Source organism: Mesotoga sp. HF07.pep.5.2.highcov, assembly GCF_003666285.1.
GTDB classification, from domain to species: domain Bacteria; phylum Thermotogota; class Thermotogae; order Petrotogales; family Kosmotogaceae; genus Mesotoga; species Mesotoga prima.
In genome coordinates this window covers 1-24,702 of the sequence record NZ_JFHJ01000481.1, presented here as the reverse complement: position 1 = coordinate 24,702, position 24,702 = coordinate 1, and the positions used below count along the sequence as shown (strand labels likewise).

Here is a 24,702-nt window from a genome sequence, read left to right as displayed (position 1 = left end):
ATATTTTCAAATGCTGTCATTTATTCGCGATTATTGCCGACTAAAGCCAATTATTTCATTCATTCGATGTGTATGAATTTCTATCTTTTCAAATCGCCTTTTTTCTTTCGTTTTTTCATAATGCTCACACATGAATGCGATAGCTTTCAATCGGAATAAAAGAGCCTTTGCTTCTCTATTTTGATTATACATAGCCGTTATTCCAGAGCCAAACTCAGGTGTTTTTCACCTGAGCTTGGTGTTTTTTGACCCGGTGATATATATTCATTTCACGTGGCCACGAAGAAAAACGGAGGTTGCGGGTACGAGGTAGCGGGTGGGTAAGATCTTTCAAACCCCCAACCCCTTACCTCTAACCCCGGCCTCCAAAAAAAGGAGGAATTTTCATGGGATTAGGATCAACTGTGATGGTAGTTGGTACCGAGAAGTCACTTTCGATCACCTGGGATACCGGTGTCATTGAGGACGACAAACCAGTCCTCTCTAGACAGACTCTCAGCGTCGATTCGGCAATGACTGCACAGGAGGCATACGATGCAGCCTATAACATCGCAAGCCTCACCAATTACATCATCGCCGACATTAGACTGATCGAAACCCAGACCCTCGGACCGATTGACTAAGAGACGGATGTGAGAGGGTAGAGGATAGAGGTTTGAAGTTAAAGATCTTCCTACCTCTGGCCTCAAACAACTGACCTCTAAACAATGAAAGGAGGAACTCAAATGAGAAACCTGAGCGTTAGATGGTACGATTCAACCGCGAAGAAGTCTAAGGGCTTCTACATAAAAGAGCCCAAGGAGACTCTGACTCAGGCTGAGGTCGAGACTGTGATGGGAAACCTCATAACTCTGAAGGTGATCCCTTCAAGCTATGCGGTAGACTACGCAGCGGTAATCGACACTCAGAAGAATGAGTTGTTTAATCTGATCTAGAAACGTCCATCGTCCAAACCCGAGGACCCGTCCGGCGTCCTTGGCTCCGGGTGGCTCAGCCACCCGGGTTCTTCAATCTGGAGATCAACCTGTTAAGCATCTTGTGGAGTCTGTTCGCCTGATCCTTTATCTGAATGAAAGTCTCTTCATCTATATATTCAAACATCTTCGAGAGTTCGAGTTGTGCCATTGCTTCTCTAAGAGAGCCCTTTGCCAGGAAGAGAAACTGCACAAACTCCTTTTTGTACTGACGGCCTGACCCTTCGGCGATATTAGAGGGAACGGAGATAACGGCTCTCCTTAGCTGAGAAGAAAGGCCGAATTTCTCGAAGTCAGGGAAAGTGGAGACAATCTGATAAACATCGTAGGCAAACTTCATACTCAGCTTATACACATCTAGATTCTGATAAGAATCGGCCATGAAGACCACCTCCAGAGAAATGATAGCGCAAAGATGCTGATAGTGTCTATCCAAGGACGAGGGACGGGTTCATGATCTTGGACGAAGGACGAAATCAACAGGAGGTAGCCATGGATTTCATACGAGAATTAATCTCGCTAATAGGAGTATTTGCAAGTTATGTAGAATCCCCCGGCAACGGACCGGAGAAGAAAGAGAAAGTGAAACAGATGATAAAGGACGCGCTTCCAGATGAACAATGGAAGATCGATCCGGAATTCTTCGACTTCATCCTGGATGTCCTGATAGACCTTGTCGTCATGTTCCTGAACAGGGGACTGTGGAAGACGGCGATGAAGGTGTTGGTAAAGTGACAAAGTTCGGTTTGGATAAGGATAGAAGAAAATTATGGATTTTGGATTTGGACTGAACTCACCGATTTGTTCTTCACTTTGTACAGATATTTGATATGATGTGCTTGAGTCATTGTTAGCATCCACTCCTTATCTCCCCTCTAATTGTTTAGCCACAACTAAAGGGTATTCTTTCCCCGGATCGCTGGCAATGACTCTTATGTATTTTTATTTGTCCATTTCTATTTTCCCAGAAACACAACTACTACCATTTAAGTGACAAGGGTATTCTAATCGCCTTTCAAAAGTTTCACTATTCTCAAAGATAGCCAAGATTTTTCATTTAATAAACCTGCTTAAATAGATAAATAGCGATGGACTAAGAAGGAATATCTTAGAATACACCCAAAATCTAATTTCCGATCCTCTTGTCAATGAAAGTCTTAGCTCCCGAACTTCTTCTCTAACGCGTTTAGAGGTCAACAAACTAATCAAATCATCTTTTTGAACTCTCTGTTTTGCATTAAGAATTGTGATCTCTAATATTGAGAGCGGAAGTCGGTAGTTTCTAATCAGCTGAGAGCTTTCTTTAGCATCTTGTTTCTCAAGAAACTCATCCAGCCTTCTCCACATTTCTATACCCGAGAACCAACTGATACCCTTTTTTTGAGTGGCCGAAGAAGAATGGTAAACATAGTACATTAGATCTTCAGGAACGCATGAAACCTTATCACAATAGATCAGAAACTTGACGATAAACTCCTGATCTTCTCCATACATACAGCCAGGAGTGAAAGCAAGATCATTCGAATCTATTATGTCCTTTCTATACAAAGCACAACCGATTGATAGCCACACCCTCTTTTTCAGAAACCAGAGAACAAGCTCCTTAGGATCAACATTCACAGCCAAGTATCTAAATGAGTCACTATATTTAGCTAGGATATTGCCCCTTTCATCGACCCTGTTAAAACCACAATAAGCAAAATCGCTGCCTTCATTTCTCACGCTTCCATGAAGTTTTTCCAAGCAATCTGGCGACAAATAATCGTCCGCATCAAGAAAAAAGAGATACTTTCCTTCTGCGTACTTGATCCCAGAATTTCTTGCGACACTTACGCCCCCGTTACGCCTTGAGACTATAACATAAGGTCTGTCTAGCTCAATTAAATGGTTTTTAAGCACTTCTAATGTACTATCTGTTGATCCGTCATCAACTGCAATCACTTCAAAGTCCTGCATTTCTTGTGCATTAAGTGATTGAATGCATCGGGGAATACTTTTTTCCGAGTTATAGGCAGGAATGATAATGGAAACTAAAGATCCTTTACCTCTGTCAGGTGAAAATTCAACACTGATTTCTTCAGACTTAGCGGATTCCTTTCTGCGACCTTTTGGTTGAATAGCAAATGCTCTCTTCTCTTTTTCTCCATTTTTGTAGTAGCAATGTGCCACAGGTCAAGGGACCTCCTTTAAAAGAGCGAAACTGTCATGGGTCGACACCTAGCGCATAGTCCAAAGTGCATTTTCCCTGGTCATCAATTACAACTGCAAAGCCTTAAATTGATGTTTTTCATGAAGCAAATTGTACTCAACAGGTTCACTCTCTCTCTGACTAAAAAGCTATTCTTAACTTAAGTGGATTACGTCAGAATTCTGTAATAAGCCACTCGCAAACCAATTAGCAAAATCTGATATTCCACAATCGATCGTGGTCTTCGGATAATGCGACAATAAATCCTTTCCCTTCTCAATATTCGCATACGTAATCTCGACATCCCCAAGTTGCATCGGCTTTCTGTCGATGATCGCTTTCTTTCCAGTTACTTGTTCGATAATTGCTATCAGTTCAGAAAGCTTCACCGTTTTGCTGTTGCCGAGATTGAAGATTTCGAATCTTGCTTTCTCATAGAGCATTGCTCTATAGACTCCTTCAATAATGTCATCTATGTATGTATAGTCTCTTGCGGTTGAGCCATCTCCAAATACGGGAATCGGCTTTCCTTCCATTATAAGTCTTGTAAAGAGATGGATGGCCATTTCTGGTCTTTGTCTCGGACCATATACTGTGAAGAACCTCAGTACAACTATTGGAATGTTATATACATCGCTGTATGTCTGGCAGTAGATCTCCCCAGCTCTCTTTGCTGTAGCATATGGCGATACCTGGCCTTCGAGGGGATCATCTTCGGAGAACGGAACTTTCGAGTTCTTGCCATACACCGAAGATGAACTGGCAAAGACGAACTTCTCGACCTCATTCCTCCTTGCAAACTCTAGCATATTTACAGTACCACCGATATCAACGCTGACATATTCTACTGGATCTTTGAGGGAGTTTCTCACGCCCGCCATTGCCGCTAGATGGCATACTATATCTATCTTTCTCTGCTCTTCGTTTATCTGATCAAGTATTTTATTGTCTCTAATATCTCCTACATAAAGGGCGTAGTTCTCATTCTTAAGAGCTTCCTGGATATTTCTCCACTTTATCTTTGGATCGTAGTAGTTGTTGAAGTTATCAAGGTTTATCACGAAATATCCTTCTTTGAGTAGTCTTTCGCAAAGATGAGACCCTATGAAACCTGAACCACCAGTCACAAGAACTTTCTTCATTGTTTTTCCTCCACCGTTCTGTTTATGTAACCATCAGTTCCTTTGTAGGATATTATTCTTGAAGGATTGCCAACAACAACTGCTTCATCTGGAACATCAAAATTGATGAAAGAATTGGCACCTATAAGCACATATCTCCGATTCGGATTTTACCAACGACAACGGAATTTGGACCAATCCAAACTTTTGAACCAATCCTTGGTGATCCTCTTCTTTCTCCTCGGTTCTCTTGCCCTAAAGTTACTCCCTGAGCAATGTTTACGTTGTCCCCGATAGTAACACTTGGGTTAATAACTATTCCTCCGAAATGGCCTATATAAAAGACCCTTCCTATCTTTGTTAAGTATGGTATTTGAATTCCGAACTTGAAACTTAAGCGTCTGAGTCGAAATCTCGCCAAAAAAATCTGATCCTCTTCTTTTTTTCATAGAAGAATCTGCACCTCCTGAGATGAAATAAATACCTGATCCAGGGATTGTGATTATAGCCTTGAGGAAATGCTTTAAGTCGGCTTTTCCGGTGTATCTGTAGAGGTCTTCAAGAATCGATTGTTTAAGGTCAAGATTCATTTTCTCCCAACCCCTTCACATATAAAGCCAAGTTCTCTTGCTCTTTCACGTTCTATAAGGTTTCTCGTATCAAGTATGATATTTCCTTTCATTAGCTTCTTTGCCATCTCAAGATCGAGGCTTCTATATTGGTTCCATTCTGTGAGTATCATTATAGCATCACTGTTGTTCATTGCTTTGTATTCACTATCTGCATATTCAATGCTATCTCCGAAGATTGCCTTTGCGTTCTCCATAGACTGAGGATCGTGAGCTACTACCTTAGCTCCTCTCTTAAGCAACTCCTCAATCACTATGATAGAAGGAGATTCCCTCATATCATCGGTCTCTGCTTTGAAGGCAAGACCTAGGATACCTATTCTTTTGTCTTTCAGTTCTCCTTCAAAGAGTGTTTCCAGCTTCTGTACCATTCTTACCTTCTGCTTCTCGTTGGAAGAGACTACTTCTTTCACAAGTGACATATCCACATTGTATTTGTTTCCGATATCGACAAGTGCCTTTGTGTCTTTGGGGAAGCAACTTCCACCATAACCAGGACCCGGATGAAGAAACTTCGGGCTTATCCTTCCGTCCATACCCATTCCCTTGGCTACTTTATGTACATCTGCTCCAACTGCTTCGCAGAGATTCGCTATTTGATTTATGAATGTTATCTTAGTTGCAAGGAATGCGTTGCTTGCATATTTTACAAGCTCGGCAGTTTCAAGATTGCAGAAGAGGAAAGGGGTTTCTATTATGTAGAGAGCCTTATATATGTCCTGGATGATTTCTTTGGCTCTTTCCGATTCATAACCTATCACTACTCTGTCTGGATGAAAGACATCGTGAACTGCACTGCCTTCTCTAAGAAATTCTGGATTGGAGACTATATCAAATGTATCCTTTCCGGATTTCTCTATAATTGTCTGCTTGATCCATCTGTTAGTTCCTACAGGTACTGTACTCTTGGTGACTATCACTTTGTATCCGTCTAGATTCTTTGCAATCGATTCAACAACTGCCTCAACATAAGAAAGGTCAGCTTCACCATTCTCCTTTGATGGAGTACCGACACCGATGAAAACAACTTCCGCTTCTTTGATTGCCCTGTCTATTTCAGATGTGAAGGATAATCTTCCTTCACGAACGTTTTTATCCACGAGTTCTTTCAATCCAGGTTCATATATAGGAATCTGGCCATGGTTAAGCATATCTATTTTTGCTTTATCAACATCGACACAAGTAACTCTGTTTCCAAAGTCTGCAAGACCTGTTCCAGTTACAAGTCCTACGTAACCTGTGCCTATTACTGAGATTCTTTTGGACATATGCCCCTCCTTGTCTATCGGTTCGCGCCTTGAGAGAAACACCGATTTCTTTATTGAATCATCTGTTTGAAAAACCGCTGAGAAAACAGTTTTTCGCTCTCTTAATAGATCAAGCTCACGTTCTATTCGGAAGATTCATCCAACTTCCCAGCAGATAGTCGTAAGACTCCGGCGTGAATTCCTCCAACCGGAACCGGGATAGAAAGTTAGTTCTCCAAAATAGAGCTGACCATAAACTTCATAAAAATCTACCCTCACAAAAGGAAAACTTTTCGAAAGAATTTCAGCGAATTCAACCATCTTTTCGTAAGTCTTAGGTTTTGGAGTTATTGTACCGCTTCTTGGATAGTGTCTTTCAAAAGGCATTGGATTCCAGTCAATGTCGTAGAAATCAACATTCAGTCCATTATCTGAGTTTCTATTTAGGCACACAAAAGAGCACATAACCTTTCCACCGAAGCATAGCAATTTGTAATCCCTGAGCTCCCTTTTAGATTCATCGACCATATACTCCTCACACAAAATGCGAGGTTTCACATTCTTATATGGCCATTCTCTGTGTACCCAATAATATCTTCGCTTCATCCATGCATTGACTTCCTTGCTAAGTAATGCATAATTAATCTTCGATTTGTCCTTGCAGATAAAAACGTTCCCCGACGTATGATTCGGTTTCAGAACAAACTGGTCAGGAAGCTTTGAAAAGTCTATCTCATCAAAGCTATCGTAAACTCCCAGCAGAGGAATCAGATACTCTTCTCCTATCTTCTCTGCAACATATTTGCGAACCTCATACTTATCAACCATCATCGTATATTCTGGCCGTCGATCATACAACTTCAGCCACTGAAGTTTCTCGTTGAAGGATTTCGGATTGTCCAAAATGAGATGTTTTCCCAACCGTAATCTGTACTCGAGTTCTATGTACTTTTCATCAGACAATATCCTGAATACTTTCAACTGCAGAAAACGAAGTGCAAGTAATCTGGGATTGTTGATTAGTTTTAATGCTTTTTTTAGCATAATTTCTCCCCGTCAATCATCTCAATCTTATTTACTACGAAATGAGGTCATTACGGTCCTCAGAACACGACAGCAAAATCTAGTACTTCTCAATATGACCTTTCCAACCGCTCGCGGGCTTAAAGTGTGCGGACTTCAGTTCTTCTATAAGCACCTCTTTTCCATCAACAATTACCTCAATCTCTGAAGGGGTAAAATCTACTATTGGTAATTCTCGAATTGCAAAGGAATTCCTTATTGTTGGAATCTTCATATAATCAAAACCCATAAGAGATGAAGCCACCAGATCTACTGGAGCAGGATTGAAACCAGCAATGATGTAGTTCAGAGCTTTACTTTTTGGCATAAGAGGACCTTCTCCTTCACCACATATCACAGCATCCACAATCGTCATATACTTCTTGCTATTTCTGCCATTCGAGATTTGTCCATTATTTTGCGCGTAAAACAGTATTCTATTCAGGTCCAGGACAGTTCTCCAAATCGTATCATTCCCAAACCAGCTCCCCTCGAAATATCTTTCACGAGAGAATAGTTTGGAAAACTGCCACGTCAGTAGACCAAGGATAGCCAACAAGTGTTTAGAAAGCCTTGTGCTTGAAGTATTTCCTCTATCAATTAACCAAGAAGTAAGTTTTTTTAGTCTAGAAGGCGCCAAATATTCATCACCACCTTCTATTTGCGAACCCTTAGTATGGTGTGGAAGAAAATCCTTGTGCCCATTTATACCAACAAGATTCTTAAGCGAACAGGTAATTCCCGCTTTTCTGTGTGTCTTGAGTTTTGGTACGTTTACTATTAAATCAGCATCAAGAATATCATTCGAAATAATGTATTCATGCTTGCCTTCAGAATGATGGTTCATCATAGTTTTAGGATTGTAATTTGTGACTCTGAAATCATTACATTTGCTTTCAATTGTTTTGTGAAGGCTTCTATTATCTACTGCAACCAAAGTGTGATCTCTTGCTTCTTCTTTTAATTCCTTTTCTCCAAGGACTTTTAGAACACCCAGCCCCGAATACTCCGAAATCCTTAGTCTAAGATCTTTAGCGACAATATTCAGTCCATTTGCATTATAAAACTCGACAACGCCCGAAAGCCCAGAGGCTTCAATCAGTGAGTTAAAGTCAGCATTTTGAAGAGGAGCATCAGCGACAATTATCGAGCAATCACCATCAGCTGCAATAAATAGATAGTCACATATAGCCCTAATTAATGCGACGTTTGTAATTAAGCTATCAAGTCCCTCCCCTTTCAAACCGTTCTTGTGCATTACGAAATTAGGTTTAACGACGATCTTCGTTCCAGGACCAATGAGAAAACCCAAAGGATTCCACTTACCAGTTCCAAAGTTCTCTAAATCAAGACCCATTTCGAACAGAAGACTCCTAAAACCATCATATATTGGATTCGGCACTTTTGAAACGTTATCAAAACGATATTCGGGGAACCTTGTTGATGGTGAGAAGTAGCTTTCCGACCCTGGATATCCTGTTCCCTCAACAGTTCTCAAGAAGACTTTGCTTTCATTCACTAATCTCACTCCCAAAAGACCATTAGTTGATTAGAATGATCATCTAATAATCCTCTTCTTTTTGTGCTCATCATTACAAAACCCCATTATAGTTGCGATAATAATCATGTAATAGTCACCGAAATAATTAGCACCACCAAATACAGCAAACAAGTACCCAAAAAACACACCAAGGAAAATAAACTTGAATTGAGTTGCTTTTGACAAATTCCTTAGAACATTCAGAATAAAGAAGCTAAAAAATAAAAAACCAACAAGGCCAAATCTTAGCAAAACCATCACATAGCCATTATGAGCAATGTTATAGGATCCAGTAATATCACCTACATACTGCCTTTCCAGGATTACACTGTTACCTATACCGAAAAATGGAAATTTTTTGAAAGTCTCAAGGCCCGCTTTTGCCAAAATATCCCTGCCAGAAAGCACGCCGGTTAGTCCCGCTCGCTCAAATGAGACAACGAATCTATTATAGATGAGGTCCCAACCCACAACAATAAAAGCAACAAAAACAATGATGATCATAACCGCAAATAGAAAATACCCTTTACGAGAAAGCGCTTTCTTGGAATCCATAAAGAGAGCTAGAATCAAAATCAGGCTTATTACCCAAGCAGTCCTTGATTGAGATGCCAGAATAACTTGAAGATTAATTACCAAGACAAAAACAATAACTAAGTAATTCCAAATCGATTTCCCTTGAAATGCAGGTACGCCGAAGAAAGTGCACATTGCAATAATTATTCCAAGCCATCCTGGATTTGTGTTTGGTATCAATAGCCTCGGAAATCCCCAGTTCATCACCGTTGTTCCGACAATGTGAAGCGCTGAAAAGGATATTGCACAAGAGGTAAGAAATGCAGTCTTCATTATGTATCTGATTTTGTCTTTACGCATTACCCTACATTTCAGATAAAACATCAACGCTGCAGTTAGTACCAAAACATTGGATCTAAAAACTGAGAAATCCGGTCCTTCCACTAACGAAACATATAAAGAAGAAGCCATGACCATTAGCAAGAGCAAAATATAACTTACAGTTGTTCTATCAATAGAAGCCACAACTCTATTCTTGAAATAGTCTAACACGAAAAGAAACAAAAAGATAACTCCCAAGAAAGTGTCTATTGTTGTGCCTCCAATAACAAAAAGGCCTTGAGCGGGTATCATACTAATATAGAACACGATAAACGCTTCGAAACTATAAATGCCAATCAATAGAGCTGTACACAACAGCAAAAAAAGAGCCGAGAGATCATTAAAAAAAGACAAATACAAAATCGAAACAATGCTTAAAATCGGTACAATTCTCAGTGCTCTTTCATCCTTATCTACGAAAGAATTTGAGAACTGCTGGCTATCTGCTTTACAAAACTCACAAGTATTTTCCATTTCATTCACCAACTCTCTTGCCCTTCTCGTAAAACTTTCATGTAGAGTAAACATTGGCCAAAAGCACAACATCAACTCAACTGAAAGAAGGATCAATCATTAATCTCAAATCTTCCTTGTGGTTCAATTAAGAGTTTACTATTTCGAACTAAGTAATTCAGCTATTTGAAATAAGAATCACCCCTATGTTTCAGCAAATCAAGTTGCTTTCTCCCCCTTTGCCATCAGAAACGATTTAGTTATAAGCCTGTCTTCATTTCATTAGAAAATCTATAATAAACAACAAGTAACGAAACCGTTTATTCTAGAAGTTCGGGGTGACCCGGGATCACGTGAAGCGACGCAGTACCTGTTTCTGATTCGCTACACTTGTTCTATTCATGTAATCATTGCGGGTATAGCAGAGAAAAGATAGACCCGCTACTAGTACATTATAATTGCACTCGTTCGACAAAGTTAACGCTATAGCTCCTCCACCAATTACAGCCGTCGTGAAACTAATCGAGGAGACTAGTGAGGTGTTGAGATTGTAACTCCAAAAAGAGCTTGCAAATGATAAGGCAAGAATTGCTATTGATAGACCCTGAAACCAAGAGAATCTTAACCATTTATTCCGTTTTGAGAAAGCCAATGCAAGAAGTAAGACTATCAAAAATATGTTTGTAAGCAATGAAATGCCTTCTATCTTACTTACAGCCAAGGCTCCCAAGACATATAGGAACAGCGATAAATCAAGGAAAGTAATTCTCATGTCGCTTCCTCTTTATGGGCACGAAATCCTGCTTTGTAAATGTCTGTGACTCTATCAATCATCTTCTCAATCGAGTAATCTTGTATTGTTTCATAGGCATTATCAACGAAGATCTGACGTTCCTCTCCACTCATAGTAAGGTACCGCTCGATGCCCACTGCCAAGTCTTCAGGGTTAGGAGATTGAGTTAATATGCCGTTTACTCCGTCCTTCACCAATTCTGGAGTTCCTCCGACCGGAGTAGCTATTACGAAGGTCTTTGATGCCATTGCTTCCATAACGACGTTAGGAAAACCTTCAAAATGAGATGGCAAAACCATAAAGTCGCACATTTGAACTATCTCCGGAATATCACTCCGAATTCCTAAATAGGTTATTTTCTTCTCAAGGCCCCACGTCTTAATCTCTTCAGTAACTCTCTGAAATATCGCTCTGTCAGAATTGCTCCCCACCAATAGATAGTGAAAATTGTTGAGAGCTCCTTTCTCGTGTAGAACTGCCAATGCTTTCACTAATCCAAGATGATTCTTTTGCTCTGCAAACCTGGCCACTGTTACTCCAAGCAAAGTCTGATTATCAAGACCAGGTTCAGTTCTAATATCAAAGTTTGTTGCAGGTAGCGAAAATCTTTCAAGATCTATTCCATTGTAAACAACCTCAAGTTTATCTTTGGGAATCGAATACTTCTCATTCGCGATATCTGAAGCAAGTTTTGAGTTGCACACAATCTTTTCAGACCATTTGCTGTAAAGTCTAATCCATCTGAAAGATTCCACATCAGTGTTTCTTATTGATGCTATCCTTATGGGTACTCTGGCTCTTTTCCCTACCAGCATCGCCCACAGATTCTTTGTTGAGAGAAAAGAATGGATGATGTCAGGTTTGCTTTCTTCGATGATTCTCATCAAACACTTGTAGCGCTTCAATGGGGTCTTTTTCGTTGTATTAGTATAGATTACGTCGATTCCTTTATTTTCAAGCATATGCTCATAATGGTTAATTGGATAGTCAACGACAATAACCACTTCATAACCTTGGTCTTTAGCCGCAAGGGCAGTATATATCAGCTGCCTTTCTGCACCGCCAGAAGCTAATGAACCTGTGTAATATAGAATTCTCATTTTGGTTTTGCTTGTCATTTTATCACCTATTTGCTAGACAACAATAATCAATCAGTATTGATTGTGATCCCAATTTCTTTAAGCAGCTTGGGCAGGACATTATCAACGTGGTACTTCTTTGCTTCTTGCACGCAATTTAACCTCATTTTTGCGAGACTATCCCCGTTTTTGATTGCGTTTTCGATTGCCACTTCCAAAGAATGAACATCCTTTGGAGGAACTAACCAACCTGTGACCCCTTCAACAATTATCTCAGAGTTATACTTCCAATCTGAAGCTATTACAGGAAGCCCAGATATATAGGCATCAATTAGAGCACCGGGAAAACCTTCTCCCTCATAGAATGTAGGGAAAAGCATGATGTCATACTGCGATAGTATTTTATACGTTTCTGTTGACTGTGGTTTTAGGACCCCTCTATAATTAACCACTGAGCAGTTTTTCACTAGAGCCTTAAATCTCTTTTCGTAGTCATCTGCCACCGGCCCAAATATGTCTAATGTGATTGAATAGGTCTTGCCTAGTTTTTCGATCGCCTCAATCGCAAGCTCAACCCCCTTCTCCTTCACTACTCTTGAGAAGAACACTGTTCTCAGTTCTACTGTCTTACAGGAACAAAACCGTAATTCTGGAACGTAAGAGAAGCTCTTGAAATTAGATAGTAATGACACGTTTTTCAAACCAGCTCTTGATAAAGAATCATACATGGCTTTCGTTTCAACGAAAATACAGCTGAATTGCTCCATTTGATGAAATCTAGCTTCGCTATGAGCTACGAATTCAGGTAGCCAACCCCCTATGACAACAAAGAAGAGTTCTTTATTTTGATTCTTTGACCACCTAGTAAGCATTGGAACAACCACTCTCAGGCCATTTCTGTTCAAAGCAATCAAAACCTTATTTGACTTCTTATACAAGGAACGAATGCTTCCGTATACTCCAATAGGATTGCTCTTCCAGCAAGACGTATCAGCTCTCAGAATTCTACAATTCGATGCCAGCTTTTCAATACCATCACTTAATTCCCTAGTTTTCACTGTTTGACCATTCGGTTTCCGATGATATCCAAAGGCTCCGATTATTCCTAAAGTGCATAAAGAGAATCTCAAGCAACTCCCCCCAAACTGATATTTGATTAATCTATCACATAGTCTGTGAATCAGATGTTTACTTATCTACAACTTTACAGATTCATTCTGAAAGCGCTGCACATAGTAAAAAAACATTTCACGAGAACCTTCTTCACTTTCTTCCAACCCCTTCACAGATGAACCCAAGTTCTCTTGCTCTTTCAAGTTCAATAAGGTTTCTAGTATCAAGTATGATATTTCCTTTCATTAGCTTCTTTGCCATTTCAAGATCAAGGCTTCTGTATTGGTTCCATTCTGTGAGTATCATTATAGCATCGCTGTTGTTCATTGCTTTGTATTCACTATCTGCATATTCTATGCTATCTCCGAAGATTGCCTTTGCGTTCTCCATCGCCTGAGGATCATGAGCTACTACCTTAGCTCCTCTCTTAAGCAACTCCTCAATCACTATGATAGAAGGAGATTCCCTCATATCATCGGTCTCTGCTTTGAAGGCAAGACCGAGGATTCCTATTCTCTTGTCCTTAAGTTCTCCTTCAAAGAGTTTTTCTAACTTTTGTACCATTCTTGCTTTCTGCTTCTCGTTGGAAGAGACAACTTCTTTCACAAGAGACATACTTACATTGTATCTGTTTCCTATGTCGACAAGCGCCTTTGTATCTTTCGGGAAGCAGCTCCCTCCATATCCAGGTCCAGGATGGAGAAACTTTGGGCTTATCCTTCCATCCATGCCCATCCCCTTGGCTACTTTGTGTACATCTGCTCCAACAGCTTCGCAGAGATTGGCAATCTGGTTTATGAATGTGATCTTAGTTGCAAGGAATGCATTGCAAGCGTATTTAATCAGTTCAGCAGTTTCTAGATTGCAGAAAAGAAATGGGGTTTCTATTATATAGAGAGCCTTATATATGTCCTGGATGATTTCTTTGGCTCTTTCCGATTCATAACCTATTACTACTCTGTCTGGATGAAAAACGTCGTGAACAGCTCTTCCTTCTCTTAGAAACTCGGGATTCGATACAACGTCGAAGTCTTCCTTTCCAGCTTCTTCAATAATTGCCTGCTTGATCCATCTGTTGGTTCCCACAGGTACTGTGCTCTTTGTTACTATAACTTTGTATCCATCTAGATTCTTGGCAATCGATTCAACAACTGTTTCTACGTATGAAAGATCAGCCTCCCCGTTATCCTTCGAGGGAGTCCCGACGCCAATGAATACGACTTCGGTCTCTTTTATCGCCCTGCCAATATCTGTCGTGAATGAAAGCCTGCCTTCTCTGAAGTTCTTATCTACAAGCTCTTTCAGACCGGGCTCATAGATTGGAATCTGACCGTTGTTGAGCATATCTATCTTTGCCTTATCTACATCAACACAGATTACTCTGTTCCCAAAGTCTGCAAGACCTGTTCCTGTTACTAGACCAACGTAGCCTGTTCCTATTACTGAGATTTGTTTGGACATTGGTTCCTCCTATCTACCATCATCAACTGGTTCCCAGTATGGTCTTATCTTTCCGGTGATGTAATTGTTGAATCCAACGATCATTGCTGCTATTGCCAAAGAATACGAGAAAACAATAATTCTTAACTTTCTTATTGCTAGAACAGACAACCCAGCAATGATAAGCCCAACAAGCATTGCATTTAATGGCAAACAAAAATACAATAGCGTCAAGAGACTTGCAATAGCCAAAACGCTAAGGATGGGAAGCAAGAATCTAAGGGTTCTATGAGAAAAATACATGAATCTGTAAGAAGACCCGGTTCTTCTTATTATTTCTCTTTGCCTTTTGTCAAAAATGAATTTGTACATACGCCCAAACATTCTAACTTTCCGAGAAAACTCTTTTCTGGCACTCTTGATGCTCTTCTCGTGTGCTACTATGTCGCTATCGAAAACAGCTTTTTTTCCAAGAGAAACAATGTAAGGGGGCATGAACGAATCGTGAGAATAGAGAGGATCTGCATCGAAGTAGATGGATCTTCTGATAGCATAAATAGCACCATTAGATGTCACTATAGACAAAAACTTTGACTCAAGCAATCTTACTTGTAGTTCGTAGTTCCAGTAGAAGCCTTGAGATTGTCCAGTAGCTGTTTCTTCCATTTCAGTGTAACGAAGAGCACCGGCAACAAAACCCACCCTAGTATCTTGAAAACTATTAGCAAACCTTCTCAAAACGTCTGTTTCCCAATACGAGTTTGCATCTGAAAAAGCAATAATGTCGCCGCTGGTTTCTCTAACTGCACCGTTTTGTGCGTATGTTTTTCCCATGTGCTTGTCAGGTTTGAAGTATCTGATTCTTCCTTCAAGTATGAAGTCCTTCACCGCACTTACGGTTCCATCTTTAGACCAGTCATCAGCAAGAATAACTTCAAACCTGTCCGAGGGGTAATCGAGAGAAAGAGTATTCTCAATCTTTCTTCTAATGGTTCTCTCTTCATTATGCGCGGTGATAATAACAGAGAAAAAAGGTAGTTCTTCTTTGGCGACTTCAATAACTTCCTCCTTGCTAAAAGCAGTTAGCATCTTCAGCAATATGAAGTATCCTATGAAGTGGTACATGATTAACAGTATGCTTACAATAAAAAGAGCTGAAGCAAATATCAAAACTCACACCTCGAATACTTAAGGACCTGTCGCCGGAACTCCCATTACCTTTTTATTGTCTTGTATTGTATTAACTACGACACTGCCTGCGCCAATTATACCTTTTGACCTAGTTTCTGTTCCAAATATTGGAAAAATCCAGCTTTATATGAAACCTGCAAATTACCTAAGTTCTGACTAAGACCAACTAAAGTTACTCCAGGTACGATAAGTAGACATTTTTTAAAATGCAAACACAGACCAGATTACTTTACTAAAAAGAGTTAATTTTCCTCATATCCAAAGCTTTTCCCGAATTTAATCATTTGTTTCTTTTTCTACGACTAGAACCTCGCAGTAATCCATGTCCCTATCTTCTTGAATCCAATTCTCTTATATATATTACCGGCCACTGGATTATCGTAGAAAATACACGCCGTTTTCCCTTTCTTCAATAATTTCTCAACAAGAAAACTCACACAAGCGGTTGCATATCCCTTTCTACGAAATTCCTCGCTTTCCGCTGTACCAACCGCAATAATCATCCCTGCTTTGTCTGTTTCAGCAACACAGGATGCGGTTGATACTATCTTCCCACTAACCCTAATATGGCATGTTTTTCGGAAGCCTGTTTCAATTTCGCTGCGAATTGTCCCTGCATTTGCACTACCAAATTCTGGTAGACTTGTAAGTAATTCTGAAACCTCTTCAACGTCTTCTTTTGAAGTTTCTTGGATATTCAAGTTATCAATTGTGTTTACATTTAGGAGTTTTTGGCAAATTGAGAATTCACTTATTATGGTTTTTCTTTTCTCAGACTTAACGCTTTCTAGTATTGTTTCTACTTGCTTCTGCTCGCCTGCCAAGATAGCATTCGGTGTTTCAGAAATCTCATAGTTTAGTTTATCTGAAAAGTCTAAAATTGCTGCTCTTTTATCAAAAAAAAGATTAAAATGTCTGTCTGACTTTAACAAGACACCTACGAGAAGGCCCTCTTCGAAAGAGCAGAAGATTTGAAATGATTCGTTTTTTTTATTCAACATCTCAGATATCATAAATAGATTAAAGTATGGGTCTCGATCCAGATAAGACAATATTTGATTGAAGTCTCTCCTTTCAGCTTTTTGCATTTCTAGCTCCCTTTCTGAAGCTGAGATTATCATGAATTGTGAAAAACCTAGATACCTCAATTCCCTTTTCTCTCCGGATTCTTTCGTAGCTAGTACTATCCACTAGTACTTTAGAAATGAAATAACTATTCACTTGGTTTCCATAACCTCGTTTGAACTTATACAAAGGTTCATCAAGATCCTTCGATCTTCCTCCACCTAAGTGCAGTTCTTTTTTCCCTTCTTGTGTGTATTTTTTTATTGCATTATAGAGTATAAAATCAGTTATCCGATACTTTGCCTTTCTATAATCAATTGCGCTGAAATGATAATGAACCCTATCTCTATCCTCCAGAAACAAAGAGGCCCCAACAATCTGGTCTTGTAATATTGCTACTATTAATTCTAATTTCTCACCAATTTCCATTTGTCCTTTCATGAGTTCTTCAGAGAGCATATAGTAGTCGCTGGCATTGTTTCTTTCCATTGCTTCTTTGTATAGAGTATAGAAAGCACTTAGTACTCTTTCGTTGACAGATAAACCATTGTAGACGACTGTTTTTAACCCATTTCGTATTGCATATCTCACAGACCATCTCTGTTTGCTTGTGAAAGTCTCCGGGAAATCCTTTCCTTTCCAATCATCTAAATTAACAGAAACAGTGTGTCTGTCAAATTGAAGATGCTCTTCCGGTATGAAGTGCTCGTTTCTCAGGAATGGGGAGCTTCTCACAAACATATCAATAATACCCTTATCAAGGAGATGATCCCTTATATCTGAGAAATTCTCTCTAACAGCCTCTTCCAACTCTTGGTTTGTTCCATTTTCAGGGAAACCCAAAAATCCTCCATACCCATAGGCAGAGTAAAGTTCACGATAACCATCTCCTAGATCAAAGGATAATAAAGGCATAATTGCTGTTCCAAAGTTAGTTTTGACCTCTAGAAGTGACACGTTACTTCCATCGTATTTTGCCCAGGCGAATAGGTATTCAGCGAGACAATAAGCAGGAACTTCATTTTCTCTGCTGCCTAGCAACTCTTTATACCTTTCTCTGTCCAGAAGATCGTGAAGCTTCACTGTTATTTCCATTGTTTAATCACCTTAATAGTGAATCTATTGTTCTTGCCACAAACTCTACCTGCTCTTCGCTGCTGAGTGTGGAACTCGGCAGATTCAACCCTTTTTCGTACAGCTCGTATGAGTTGGGGTATTCTTCTTTTTTGTATTTGGCGTACGGCGGGAATTCCGTTATCGGGACGAATATCCTTCTTGTCGGTATTCCCTTTTCTTTGAGCTCTCTCTGAATCTGGGGGATGTCTTTCGTCGGGTGGTTTATCTTTATTGACGAAAGCCACCAGGAGCTAATAGAATCGGGATACTCTTCCTGAAACTCTATTCCCTTTACCCCTGTAAGCATCTCTCTGTATATTTCCATGTATCTTCTCTTTTTCTGGAGGAAATCTGGCAGTCTTTCGAATTGCGCCAGGCCGAGCGAGCTTCGAGGTTGGTCATGCGGTAGTTGAAGCCGATCTCGGGGTGATAATAGCCCTTGCTCTCGTCTCTTGCCTGGTTGACAAGGAATTTCATGTGGTCGGCCAGTTTTACGTCGTTTGTGGTTATCATTCCACCGCCGCCGGTGGTGATGACTTTGTTTCCGTTGAAGGAGAAGCAGGCCATAGAGCCAAAGGTTCCAGTCATTCTTCCGTGAAAAGAAGCACCGAGACTTTCCGTAGCGTCCTCTATCATAGGAACACCATATCTTTCGGAGATCTCCGTCAACGCGTCCATATCGCATGGGTTGCCGTAGATGTGAACGGGGATTATAGCCTTTGTCTTCTTCGTTATAGCCTTCTCGACTTGTTCTGGTATCATATTCCAGCTGTAGGGATCGATATCCACAAAAACCGGAGTCGCGCCTACATAGACTATGGGATTTACCGAGGCGATAAAAGTGATGACCGGCACTATGACTTCGTCTCCCGGGCCAACGCCTAGCTCGTGAAGGGCGAGATGAATGGCGGCCGTGCCGCTCTGGGTAGAAACGGCACGCTTAGTGCCTACATAGTTAGCGAACTTCTCTTCAAACTCCGGGATGAAAGGTCCGGCAGTCGAGACGAACGTAGAATCTACGCATTTGAGCAGGTATTGCTTTTCAAGTTCTCCGAGATTTGGTGCATCGAGAAATATCGTATCCATCTTCATCACCTACACGTTATATATGTCGGGTTTATAGTACTCCATATGATTTTCTAGCCAAGCTATCGTTTCTTTCAGTCCTTCCTCGAGGGTGTGTCTCGGCTCCCAACCGGTCAGCTCTTCTGCTTTAGAGCTATCGCAGAGCAGTCTTTCAACTTCACTTTTTTCAGGTCTTATTCTCTTGTCGTCTATCTCTATTTCGAGTTCTTTGTTCATGAGGTCCGCAATCAGTTGCGCGAGATCTTTTATGGATATCTCTCTGTTCGAGCCGAGGTTTATCACTTCTCCCGTGCTCCTCTCATGCAAGCCCACGTGGCAAAAGCCCTCGCAGGTGTTGAGGACGTAGTTCATGTCTCTCGTAGCGTCAAGGTTGCCTAGTTTTATACTGTTTTTCCCTGCCAAAAGCTGTGAGATTATCGTGGGGATCACGGCTCTGGCCGACTGTCTCGGACCAAAGGTGTTGAAGGGTCGGATAACCGATACCGGCAGTCCAAAGGAACGGTAAAAGGTCAGTGCCAACTGATCGGCTCCAGATTTCGTAGCTGCATAAGGAGACTGCGGGTTGACGGGGTGTTTCTCGTCTATCGGGACGTACTGGGCCGTACCGTATATCTCGCTCGTGGATGTGTGGATCACTTTTTGCGTTTTCAGCTCTCTGGCGGCCTGGAGTACGTTGTAAGTTCCCTCTACGTTCGTTTTTATGTATGCCAGCGGAGAGACGTACGAATAAGGGATTCCGATAAGCGCAGCCAGGTGAAAGACGGCATCGATACCTTTCATTGCGTCTTTCACTGAATCGAAATCGCGTATGTCGCCGGTATAGACTTCTATTTTATCTTTGTAGGGCGAGTCTTCGAGCCAGCCCCAGTTGTTCCTTGAGTTGTAGCGAACGAAGGCCTTTACTTTGAAGCCTTTTTCGACAAGGTATTCTGCTAGATGAGAGCCTATGAAGCCTCCGGCTCCTGTAACGAGCGCTTTCAACTAGAATCCTCTCCATTTCCTGTAAGTGCCATATAGTCTTCCATTCTTCCGACATCGTGCCAGCTTCCATTGTGCACGTGAACTGCCAGCTTCATTCCGTTATCTTTCATCATTCTCCAAAGAGATGGCATATCTATGTACTGATGCTTCGGTATGTTCTCTCTTATATAGGTTATCACTTTTTGTGAGATGCCGTAGATTCCACCGTTTATTATATATTTGAGCTTTGGCTTCTCTTCCCAGTCTACAAGCTCGGGGGAGCCGTTCATCTTCAGTACACCGAAGTCTACGGGTACCTTTCTTTCGATTCCTGTAAGAACAAGATCGTATTCTCTCAGGAGATCGTTTATTACGGAATAATCTACATCACATATCAGGTCGCCATTTGAGACGATGATCTTGTCATTGAAATCATCTGGAAGAAGAGCTAGAGAGCCTGCGGTTCCGGTACGCTCGAGCTCTTCGATATATGTTATGTTTACTCCGTATCTCGAGCCATCGCGGAGAAAGCTTTTTACTATTTCTTTCTTGTAGTTCACAGAAACGAAGATATCCACTATTCCAAAGTCCTTCATGTGTTCGATTATCAGCTGGATTATGGGCTTGTCTCCCACAGGCAAGAGAGGCTTGGGAATAGCTGCTGTTAGGGGCCTAAGTCGCTTGCCCTGTCCGCCAGCCATTATGAAACCGTACTTGAACATTACTTTCCACTCCTGCCAAGTATCCACTGGTATGTAAGGGCAAGTCCTTCTTCTAGGCTCACCTTAGGTTCCCAGCCGAGTTCTTTCTTTATCTTGGTAATATCTGCAACTGCGTAGTCGTAGTCGTATTCTTCGCGGAGCTTTGTGGCGTCGAAGAGGACGTCGCATTCTCCTCCCGTTACTTCCTGGGCTTTGGTTATTAGGCTACTGATTGACATTGGGATGCCCGAGCCCACGTTCCAGATATCTATTCCCTTAGGATTCTTCTCAATTAGAAGTGTAAGCAAATCTATGAGATCGGAGATGTAGAAGAAATCGCGGATCTTCTCCGAGTCACCGATATTTACCGTGCCGGAGCAGGCGATCTTCTCGAGAACCGTCGGTACCACATAAGGCGAAAGCTGATAAGGACCATACGGATTGAAAAGTCTGAGAATTGTTAGATCAAGGGAGTAGCGGTTTGCTAGATATACGAGTATGTCTTCTAGAATAGCGGACCTTGTTCCAACGAAGTTCTTGGGGTAGACTATGTCCGACTCTTTGAAGCTGCTCTTCTTAGGCGCATATACTCCGTATGAAGAGAGGAAGATGATGGTCTTCAGCTTTCCAGATTGTGCCGCCAGATGAAGGACATCACCAAGAGCACCAACATCTGTGAATTCACCTACGTAATCAAATCCAACTAAATATGTGGTTTCGGGATTAAACGAAGAGTAATTGGAATGCTTCAGTTGCTCTGTGTATTTGATATTAAATACTCTTTCCAGATGAGGCGTCAGCCATTTTTCTACGTTAGATACTAGAATCTCCTTCACTATTTCGCACCCCTTCGAAAGAGCATGACTTCTGCCGTACGAAGCATCGTTGCTAGATATAGCCTGAAGTCCATGTTCTTAACATAATAAAGATCATATGAAAGCCTTTTGGCGAAGGTATCGTATTCGAGTTCATCTACGTATCTGTAAACAACCTGAGCATGACCTGTTATACCGGGCATTACCCTTGTTCTGTATCTGTAAAAAGGTATTTCTTTTGTGCAATACTCATAAGTTCGTGCTATATCCGGTCTGGGCCCTACGATGCTCATATCGCCTTTTATAACCGAAAACAACTGCGGAATCTCGTTCAGTCGTGTCATTCGCAGGAGCTTACCGCTTTTCGTCAGTGTGGGAAAGTCTTCTTCCTCTTCCGGTTCGTTCATCGTTCGGAATTTATATACTTTGAATATTCTCGCGTTTATTCCATGGCGAGGCTGCGTGAAGAAGATCGGTCTCCCATCGCGAATCAGTATATATAGAACACTGAAAAGAATAAACGGAGAGAATAGAACAAGCAGAGACGTAGAGAATACGATGTCTGCTACACGAATTCTTCTGGATATTCTTGCCTGGGAAAAGACTATCTCGTAGTATTCTCTGAATCTCTCGATGATCTCTATCGGTATTCTGTGAAGAGAGCTCTCCACTAAAGTTGGAAGATACTCAATAGACGTGTTTTTGGTGATTGCCTCGTTCAGAATAGGCTGGACTCCTCTCGCGAGTTCCGGGTCGCCTATCAGTATCGCATCGAACGGCTTCACATCTTCGAAAGAAATAGCCTCTGTGAGCGTCGCTGCCGATGGGTTCATGTAGGAATAGATTTCGATCTTGCCCATGGAAGCTTTCTTGACTTCTTCGAGTATTGGGCCGAGCTCTTCTTCTCTGCCTATTACAAGATATCTTCGCGGCGGAAGATGCTTTATCGTGTATCTCATAAGTACGCATGATAGGAAGGGGAAGATTAATCCTGAAACGGCTGCTGTCACGAAGAACGTGAGCCTGGGGAGGCGTGGGGTGAAGAATACTATCGGTATGAGAGCAAAGAGAACACCGAGAACTGTGCCGGAGATATATGAGACGATGCATGAGTTCAGAGAGTAAGTAGTTAGATTATCGAAGCCTCTGAAGGCATATATGCCAAGCATAATTGCTATATTGAGTATGAGAGCTTGAAAGGCGTATCCTGGAGTCCATGTGAGAGTGAGTGATTGTATGAAAAAGAGGGTTACGAAGAGGAACGAAGCGATTAGGTACTTCAAATTCGCTATTCTCCTTAGCATACCTTCTCCCCTCCTTGATCATAATAATCAATCTAACGACTCAAATAAAAACAAAACTGAATACAAGTAGATTTGGGATCTCTGCTTACACAGCCTTAATTGGTAGTTCGGAAGTCTTTCGTTTCTTCTTACTTATGTTAACATTACTCAATCAATAGTTCAAATTATTCTATTTCCAATCAGACACAATTATGCATGTTTATCGTACTGTACGATCGATTATAGAATCTATCCGTGTTTAAGTCAAGATTTTGTCGACAATATGATTGTAAAATTCTCTCAGAACCGGCGTGCGGGGTAAGGGGTAGGGGGTTGGGCAAAAAACTAAAAGAACAATAGACAAGCTTTTACGAGAAATGTGAGTTATGCTCACAAATAATTACGTCATCGGGAAGCCAGTCTGCTTACGCAGGCCAGTCACCTTCGGTGGCCAGTCTCGCCTTCGGCGAGGCCAGTTCCGCTTCGCGGGCAAACAAAGACCTTTGAGAAAGAGCATTGCGGAGAGGTTCGCTGCGCTCACGAGAGAAGAGAGAACTTTTGGGAGCCAGTCTCAGCTTTCAGCTGAAGCCAGTCATGCTTCGCATGGGCAGAGCGGAATAAACGCAGACAGTCTTCACTTTTTTTCGTTTCGGATGCGGAAGATCAGGCCGCGGATCATTGACTCAATACTCCTAATTTCCTCACTCGCATCTTCAAAGTGTTCGTTGTTAAGAAGGCCTACTTCGTGTGCTATTACCAGTTGTGTTGACAGTTCGTACAGTGAACCCTGTGCCAAATGAAGAAAATGAACGAAATCCTTTGCGGTGGATCTCCCCCTACCTTCTGCGATATTTGATGCTATTGACACTGACGCTCTTCTCATTTGGCTAGTTAGTCCATAGATTTCGCTTTGAGGAAAATCCTTGGTAATGAAATAAATCTTCTTAGCAAGTTCGACAGATTTTCTCCAGACTTCGAGATTGCTGAGGCTCAAGTTAGTTACTCCTTTCTATGTTTAGTTATGGCCAGTCTGCTTGCGCAGGCCAGTCACCTTCGGTGGCCAGTCTTTGCTTCACAAAGGCCAGTTCCGCTACGCGGGCAAAACCCCTAAATCAAGAACTAGAGAAAGGGCACTGTCAGGCTACGAATACCACGACAAATTCAGAGCCAGTCTCTGCCAGAGGCAGAGGCCAGTCACACTGCGTGTGGCCAGTCAGGCTTCGCCTGGCCAGTTCCGACTTCGCCTGGCCAACAAAGATCCGCTCAACGCTGAACGCTTGAAGAAGCAATGTTGAGAGTCACTGGTCTGCCGTACTCCCGAAGAACCAATGTTTTTTGCTCGTGCCAAGAACTAACAACGAACAACCAACAACGGGTTCTATTTACCAGTCGGTGTGCCGGCGTCTTCTGTAGATTGTTTCAAGAACAATGTAGTAAATTGCCGAGAGAAATGTGAAAACATATACTCCGATCACTACTATCCAGTATTGCGGATTGGCTTGAAGGACTTCGCCTTTTGTTAACACGCAGTAGGTTGTATATAGACTTGCAACAAGCATTCCGATTGTCAGTACTAAGAAAGCGAGTTTCAAGTTTTTCAGTTGATATCTTCTTTTAGGAATCAATTTCACGACCATTTCACCCCACAATTGCTTGCAAGAACAAGTGATCAAATGTTTTCTTACCTAATGAAATAAATTATAGCAAATTGTCATCGCGAAACAAAATTGGCGTTAGGAGCGTTACATATTTCATCGAAAAACCTCTCAGGTCAACTGTCAACGGTCCACGGTCCTCCCATTGGAGAGTTGCAAGACGCAAGGCCCGCTTCGCGGGGAAGACTTTCAAAGCCAGTCTGCTGACGCAGGCCAGTCACCTTCGGTGGCCAGTCGCACTTCGTGCGGCCAGTTCCGTTTACGCCGGGCAAAAAGAACCGCTTGGATAAGAAA

General features: G+C 41.5%; 23 protein-coding genes and 1 pseudogene. 3 read left to right on the top strand and 21 right to left on the bottom strand.

What is annotated here, in order from left to right; translation table 11 throughout:
- The first annotated feature begins 386 nt into the window (after positions 1–386).
- The gene (locus BG32_RS10125) at positions 387–623 is read left to right on the top strand and encodes a DUF1659 domain-containing protein (RefSeq protein WP_099771550.1); all 237 of its coding nucleotides are present in this window, start codon (positions 387–389) and stop codon (positions 621–623) included.
- Between the two features lie 102 nt (positions 624–725).
- A complete protein-coding gene (locus tag BG32_RS10120) occupies positions 726–935 on the top strand; it encodes a DUF2922 family protein (RefSeq protein ID WP_103134807.1) in 210 nt (69 codons plus the stop codon).
- A 55-nt stretch (positions 936–990) separates the two neighbouring features.
- On the opposite strand, the gene BG32_RS10115 is transcribed toward BG32_RS10120, so the two are convergent.
- On the bottom strand, positions 991–1,356 hold the full coding sequence (locus tag BG32_RS10115) for a four helix bundle protein (RefSeq protein WP_121526780.1): 366 nt from the start codon (positions 1,354–1,356) through the stop codon (positions 991–993).
- Positions 1,357–1,466: 110 nt separating this feature from the next.
- On the opposite strand from BG32_RS10115, the gene BG32_RS10110 reads away from it, so the two are divergent.
- Positions 1,467–1,709: a hypothetical protein gene (locus BG32_RS10110; RefSeq protein WP_121526779.1), complete on the top strand. Its 243-nt coding sequence runs from the start codon at positions 1,467–1,469 to the stop codon at positions 1,707–1,709.
- Positions 1,710–2,027: 318 nt separating this feature from the next.
- On the opposite strand, the gene BG32_RS10105 is transcribed toward BG32_RS10110, so the two are convergent.
- The 20 genes and pseudogenes from BG32_RS10105 to BG32_RS10005 all read right to left on the bottom strand — a co-directional run bounded on the left by BG32_RS10105 (position 2,028) and on the right by BG32_RS10005 (position 24,390).
- Positions 2,028–3,143 (bottom strand): glycosyltransferase family 2 protein, encoded by a 1,116-nt coding sequence (locus tag BG32_RS10105; protein WP_121526778.1) that lies wholly within the window; start codon positions 3,141–3,143, stop codon positions 2,028–2,030.
- A gap of 174 nt (positions 3,144–3,317) precedes the next feature.
- The gene (locus BG32_RS10100) at positions 3,318–4,304 is read right to left on the bottom strand and encodes an NAD-dependent epimerase/dehydratase family protein (RefSeq protein ID WP_121526777.1); all 987 of its coding nucleotides are present in this window, start codon (positions 4,302–4,304) and stop codon (positions 3,318–3,320) included.
- Positions 4,301–4,435: a hypothetical protein gene (locus BG32_RS16600; RefSeq protein ID WP_259459668.1), complete on the bottom strand. Its 135-nt coding sequence runs from the start codon at positions 4,433–4,435 to the stop codon at positions 4,301–4,303. The genes BG32_RS10100 and BG32_RS16600 overlap by 4 nt, the downstream gene beginning before the upstream one ends.
- 434 nt (positions 4,436–4,869) lie before the next feature.
- Entirely contained in the window at positions 4,870–6,180 is a 1,311-nt protein-coding gene (locus tag BG32_RS10090; RefSeq protein ID WP_121526775.1) for a UDP-glucose/GDP-mannose dehydrogenase family protein, read from the bottom strand.
- A gap of 135 nt (positions 6,181–6,315) precedes the next feature.
- Positions 6,316–7,203 carry an ATP-grasp fold amidoligase family protein gene (locus BG32_RS10085; RefSeq protein WP_220660326.1) on the bottom strand — a complete coding sequence of 296 codons (888 nt, stop codon included), beginning with the start codon at positions 7,201–7,203 and terminating at the stop codon, positions 6,316–6,318.
- Between the two features lie 79 nt (positions 7,204–7,282).
- Entirely contained in the window at positions 7,283–8,719 is a 1,437-nt protein-coding gene (locus BG32_RS10080; RefSeq protein ID WP_147434941.1) for a DUF362 domain-containing protein, read from the bottom strand.
- Positions 8,720–8,779: 60 nt separating this feature from the next.
- Positions 8,780–10,141 carry an O-antigen ligase gene (locus BG32_RS10075; protein WP_259459670.1) on the bottom strand — a complete coding sequence of 454 codons (1,362 nt, stop codon included), beginning with the start codon at positions 10,139–10,141 and terminating at the stop codon, positions 8,780–8,782.
- 738 nt (positions 10,142–10,879) lie between these two features.
- Positions 10,880–12,022 (bottom strand): glycosyltransferase, encoded by a 1,143-nt coding sequence (locus BG32_RS10065; protein ID WP_121526771.1) that lies wholly within the window; start codon positions 12,020–12,022, stop codon positions 10,880–10,882.
- 29 nt (positions 12,023–12,051) lie between these two features.
- Positions 12,052–12,867 (bottom strand): glycosyltransferase family 4 protein, encoded by an 816-nt coding sequence (locus tag BG32_RS10060; RefSeq protein WP_147434939.1) that lies wholly within the window; start codon positions 12,865–12,867, stop codon positions 12,052–12,054.
- A gap of 379 nt (positions 12,868–13,246) precedes the next feature.
- The gene (locus BG32_RS10055; RefSeq protein WP_121526769.1) at positions 13,247–14,557 is read right to left on the bottom strand and encodes a UDP-glucose/GDP-mannose dehydrogenase family protein; all 1,311 of its coding nucleotides are present in this window, start codon (positions 14,555–14,557) and stop codon (positions 13,247–13,249) included.
- Between the two features lie 9 nt (positions 14,558–14,566).
- Complete coding sequence (locus tag BG32_RS10050; RefSeq protein ID WP_121526768.1) at positions 14,567–15,706, bottom strand: glycosyltransferase; 1,140 nt, start codon at positions 15,704–15,706, stop codon at positions 14,567–14,569.
- 323 nt (positions 15,707–16,029) lie between these two features.
- Complete coding sequence (locus BG32_RS10045) at positions 16,030–16,815, bottom strand: GNAT family N-acetyltransferase (protein WP_183084319.1); 786 nt, start codon at positions 16,813–16,815, stop codon at positions 16,030–16,032.
- On the bottom strand, positions 16,802–17,887 hold the full coding sequence (locus BG32_RS10040; RefSeq protein ID WP_121526766.1) for a GNAT family N-acetyltransferase: 1,086 nt from the start codon (positions 17,885–17,887) through the stop codon (positions 16,802–16,804). Before BG32_RS10040 ends, BG32_RS10045 begins: the two co-directional genes overlap by 14 nt.
- 7 nt (positions 17,888–17,894) lie before the next feature.
- Positions 17,895–18,994 (bottom strand): annotated as a pseudogene (locus tag BG32_RS10035) (LegC family aminotransferase).
- Positions 18,995–19,003: 9 nt separating this feature from the next.
- Positions 19,004–19,975: an NAD-dependent 4,6-dehydratase LegB gene (locus tag BG32_RS10030; protein WP_121526765.1), complete on the bottom strand. Its 972-nt coding sequence runs from the start codon at positions 19,973–19,975 to the stop codon at positions 19,004–19,006.
- Positions 19,972–20,676 carry a sugar phosphate nucleotidyltransferase gene (locus BG32_RS10025; RefSeq protein WP_121526764.1) on the bottom strand — a complete coding sequence of 235 codons (705 nt, stop codon included), beginning with the start codon at positions 20,674–20,676 and terminating at the stop codon, positions 19,972–19,974. Before BG32_RS10025 ends, BG32_RS10030 begins: the two co-directional genes overlap by 4 nt.
- Complete coding sequence (locus BG32_RS10020) at positions 20,676–21,491, bottom strand: GDP-mannose 4,6-dehydratase (RefSeq protein ID WP_183084318.1); 816 nt, start codon at positions 21,489–21,491, stop codon at positions 20,676–20,678. The genes BG32_RS10025 and BG32_RS10020 overlap by 1 nt, the downstream gene beginning before the upstream one ends.
- On the bottom strand, positions 21,491–22,774 hold the full coding sequence (locus BG32_RS10015; RefSeq protein ID WP_121526762.1) for a sugar transferase: 1,284 nt from the start codon (positions 22,772–22,774) through the stop codon (positions 21,491–21,493). Before BG32_RS10015 ends, BG32_RS10020 begins: the two co-directional genes overlap by 1 nt.
- A gap of 613 nt (positions 22,775–23,387) precedes the next feature.
- Positions 23,388–23,747 (bottom strand): four helix bundle protein, encoded by a 360-nt coding sequence (locus BG32_RS10010; RefSeq protein WP_121526761.1) that lies wholly within the window; start codon positions 23,745–23,747, stop codon positions 23,388–23,390.
- 388 nt (positions 23,748–24,135) lie between these two features.
- On the bottom strand, positions 24,136–24,390 hold the full coding sequence (locus tag BG32_RS10005; protein WP_259459667.1) for a hypothetical protein: 255 nt from the start codon (positions 24,388–24,390) through the stop codon (positions 24,136–24,138).
- Positions 24,391–24,702 lie beyond the last annotated feature (312 nt).

Excerpts from the sequence above, each read along its gene's own strand:
- BG32_RS10045 (WP_183084319.1), bottom strand. The coding sequence starts at position 16,815 with ATGCAAAAAGCTGAAAGGAGAGACTTCAATCAAATATTGTCTTATCTG.
- BG32_RS10100 (WP_121526777.1), bottom strand. The coding sequence starts at position 4,304 with ATGAAGAAAGTTCTTGTGACTGGTGGTTCAGGTTTCATAGGGTCTCAT.
- BG32_RS10025 (WP_121526764.1), bottom strand. The coding sequence starts at position 20,676 with ATGTTCAAGTACGGTTTCATAATGGCTGGCGGACAGGGCAAGCGACTT.
- BG32_RS10090 (WP_121526775.1), bottom strand. The coding sequence starts at position 6,180 with ATGTCCAAAAGAATCTCAGTAATAGGCACAGGTTACGTAGGACTTGTA.
- BG32_RS10055 (WP_121526769.1), bottom strand. The coding sequence starts at position 14,557 with ATGTCCAAACAAATCTCAGTAATAGGAACAGGCTACGTTGGTCTAGTA.
- BG32_RS10110 (WP_121526779.1), top strand. The coding sequence starts at position 1,467 with ATGGATTTCATACGAGAATTAATCTCGCTAATAGGAGTATTTGCAAGT.
- BG32_RS10085 (WP_220660326.1), bottom strand. The coding sequence starts at position 7,203 with ATGCTAAAAAAAGCATTAAAACTAATCAACAATCCCAGATTACTTGCA.
- BG32_RS10115 (WP_121526780.1), bottom strand. The coding sequence starts at position 1,356 with ATGGCCGATTCTTATCAGAATCTAGATGTGTATAAGCTGAGTATGAAG.
- BG32_RS10065 (WP_121526771.1), bottom strand. The coding sequence starts at position 12,022 with ATGACAAGCAAAACCAAAATGAGAATTCTATATTACACAGGTTCATTA.
- BG32_RS10120 (WP_103134807.1), top strand. The coding sequence starts at position 726 with ATGAGAAACCTGAGCGTTAGATGGTACGATTCAACCGCGAAGAAGTCT.
- BG32_RS10015 (WP_121526762.1), bottom strand. The coding sequence starts at position 22,774 with ATGCTAAGGAGAATAGCGAATTTGAAGTACCTAATCGCTTCGTTCCTC.
- BG32_RS10125 (WP_099771550.1), top strand. The coding sequence starts at position 387 with ATGGGATTAGGATCAACTGTGATGGTAGTTGGTACCGAGAAGTCACTT.
- BG32_RS10005 (WP_259459667.1), bottom strand. The coding sequence starts at position 24,390 with ATGGTCGTGAAATTGATTCCTAAAAGAAGATATCAACTGAAAAACTTG.
- BG32_RS10040 (WP_121526766.1), bottom strand. The coding sequence starts at position 17,887 with ATGGAAATAACAGTGAAGCTTCACGATCTTCTGGACAGAGAAAGGTAT.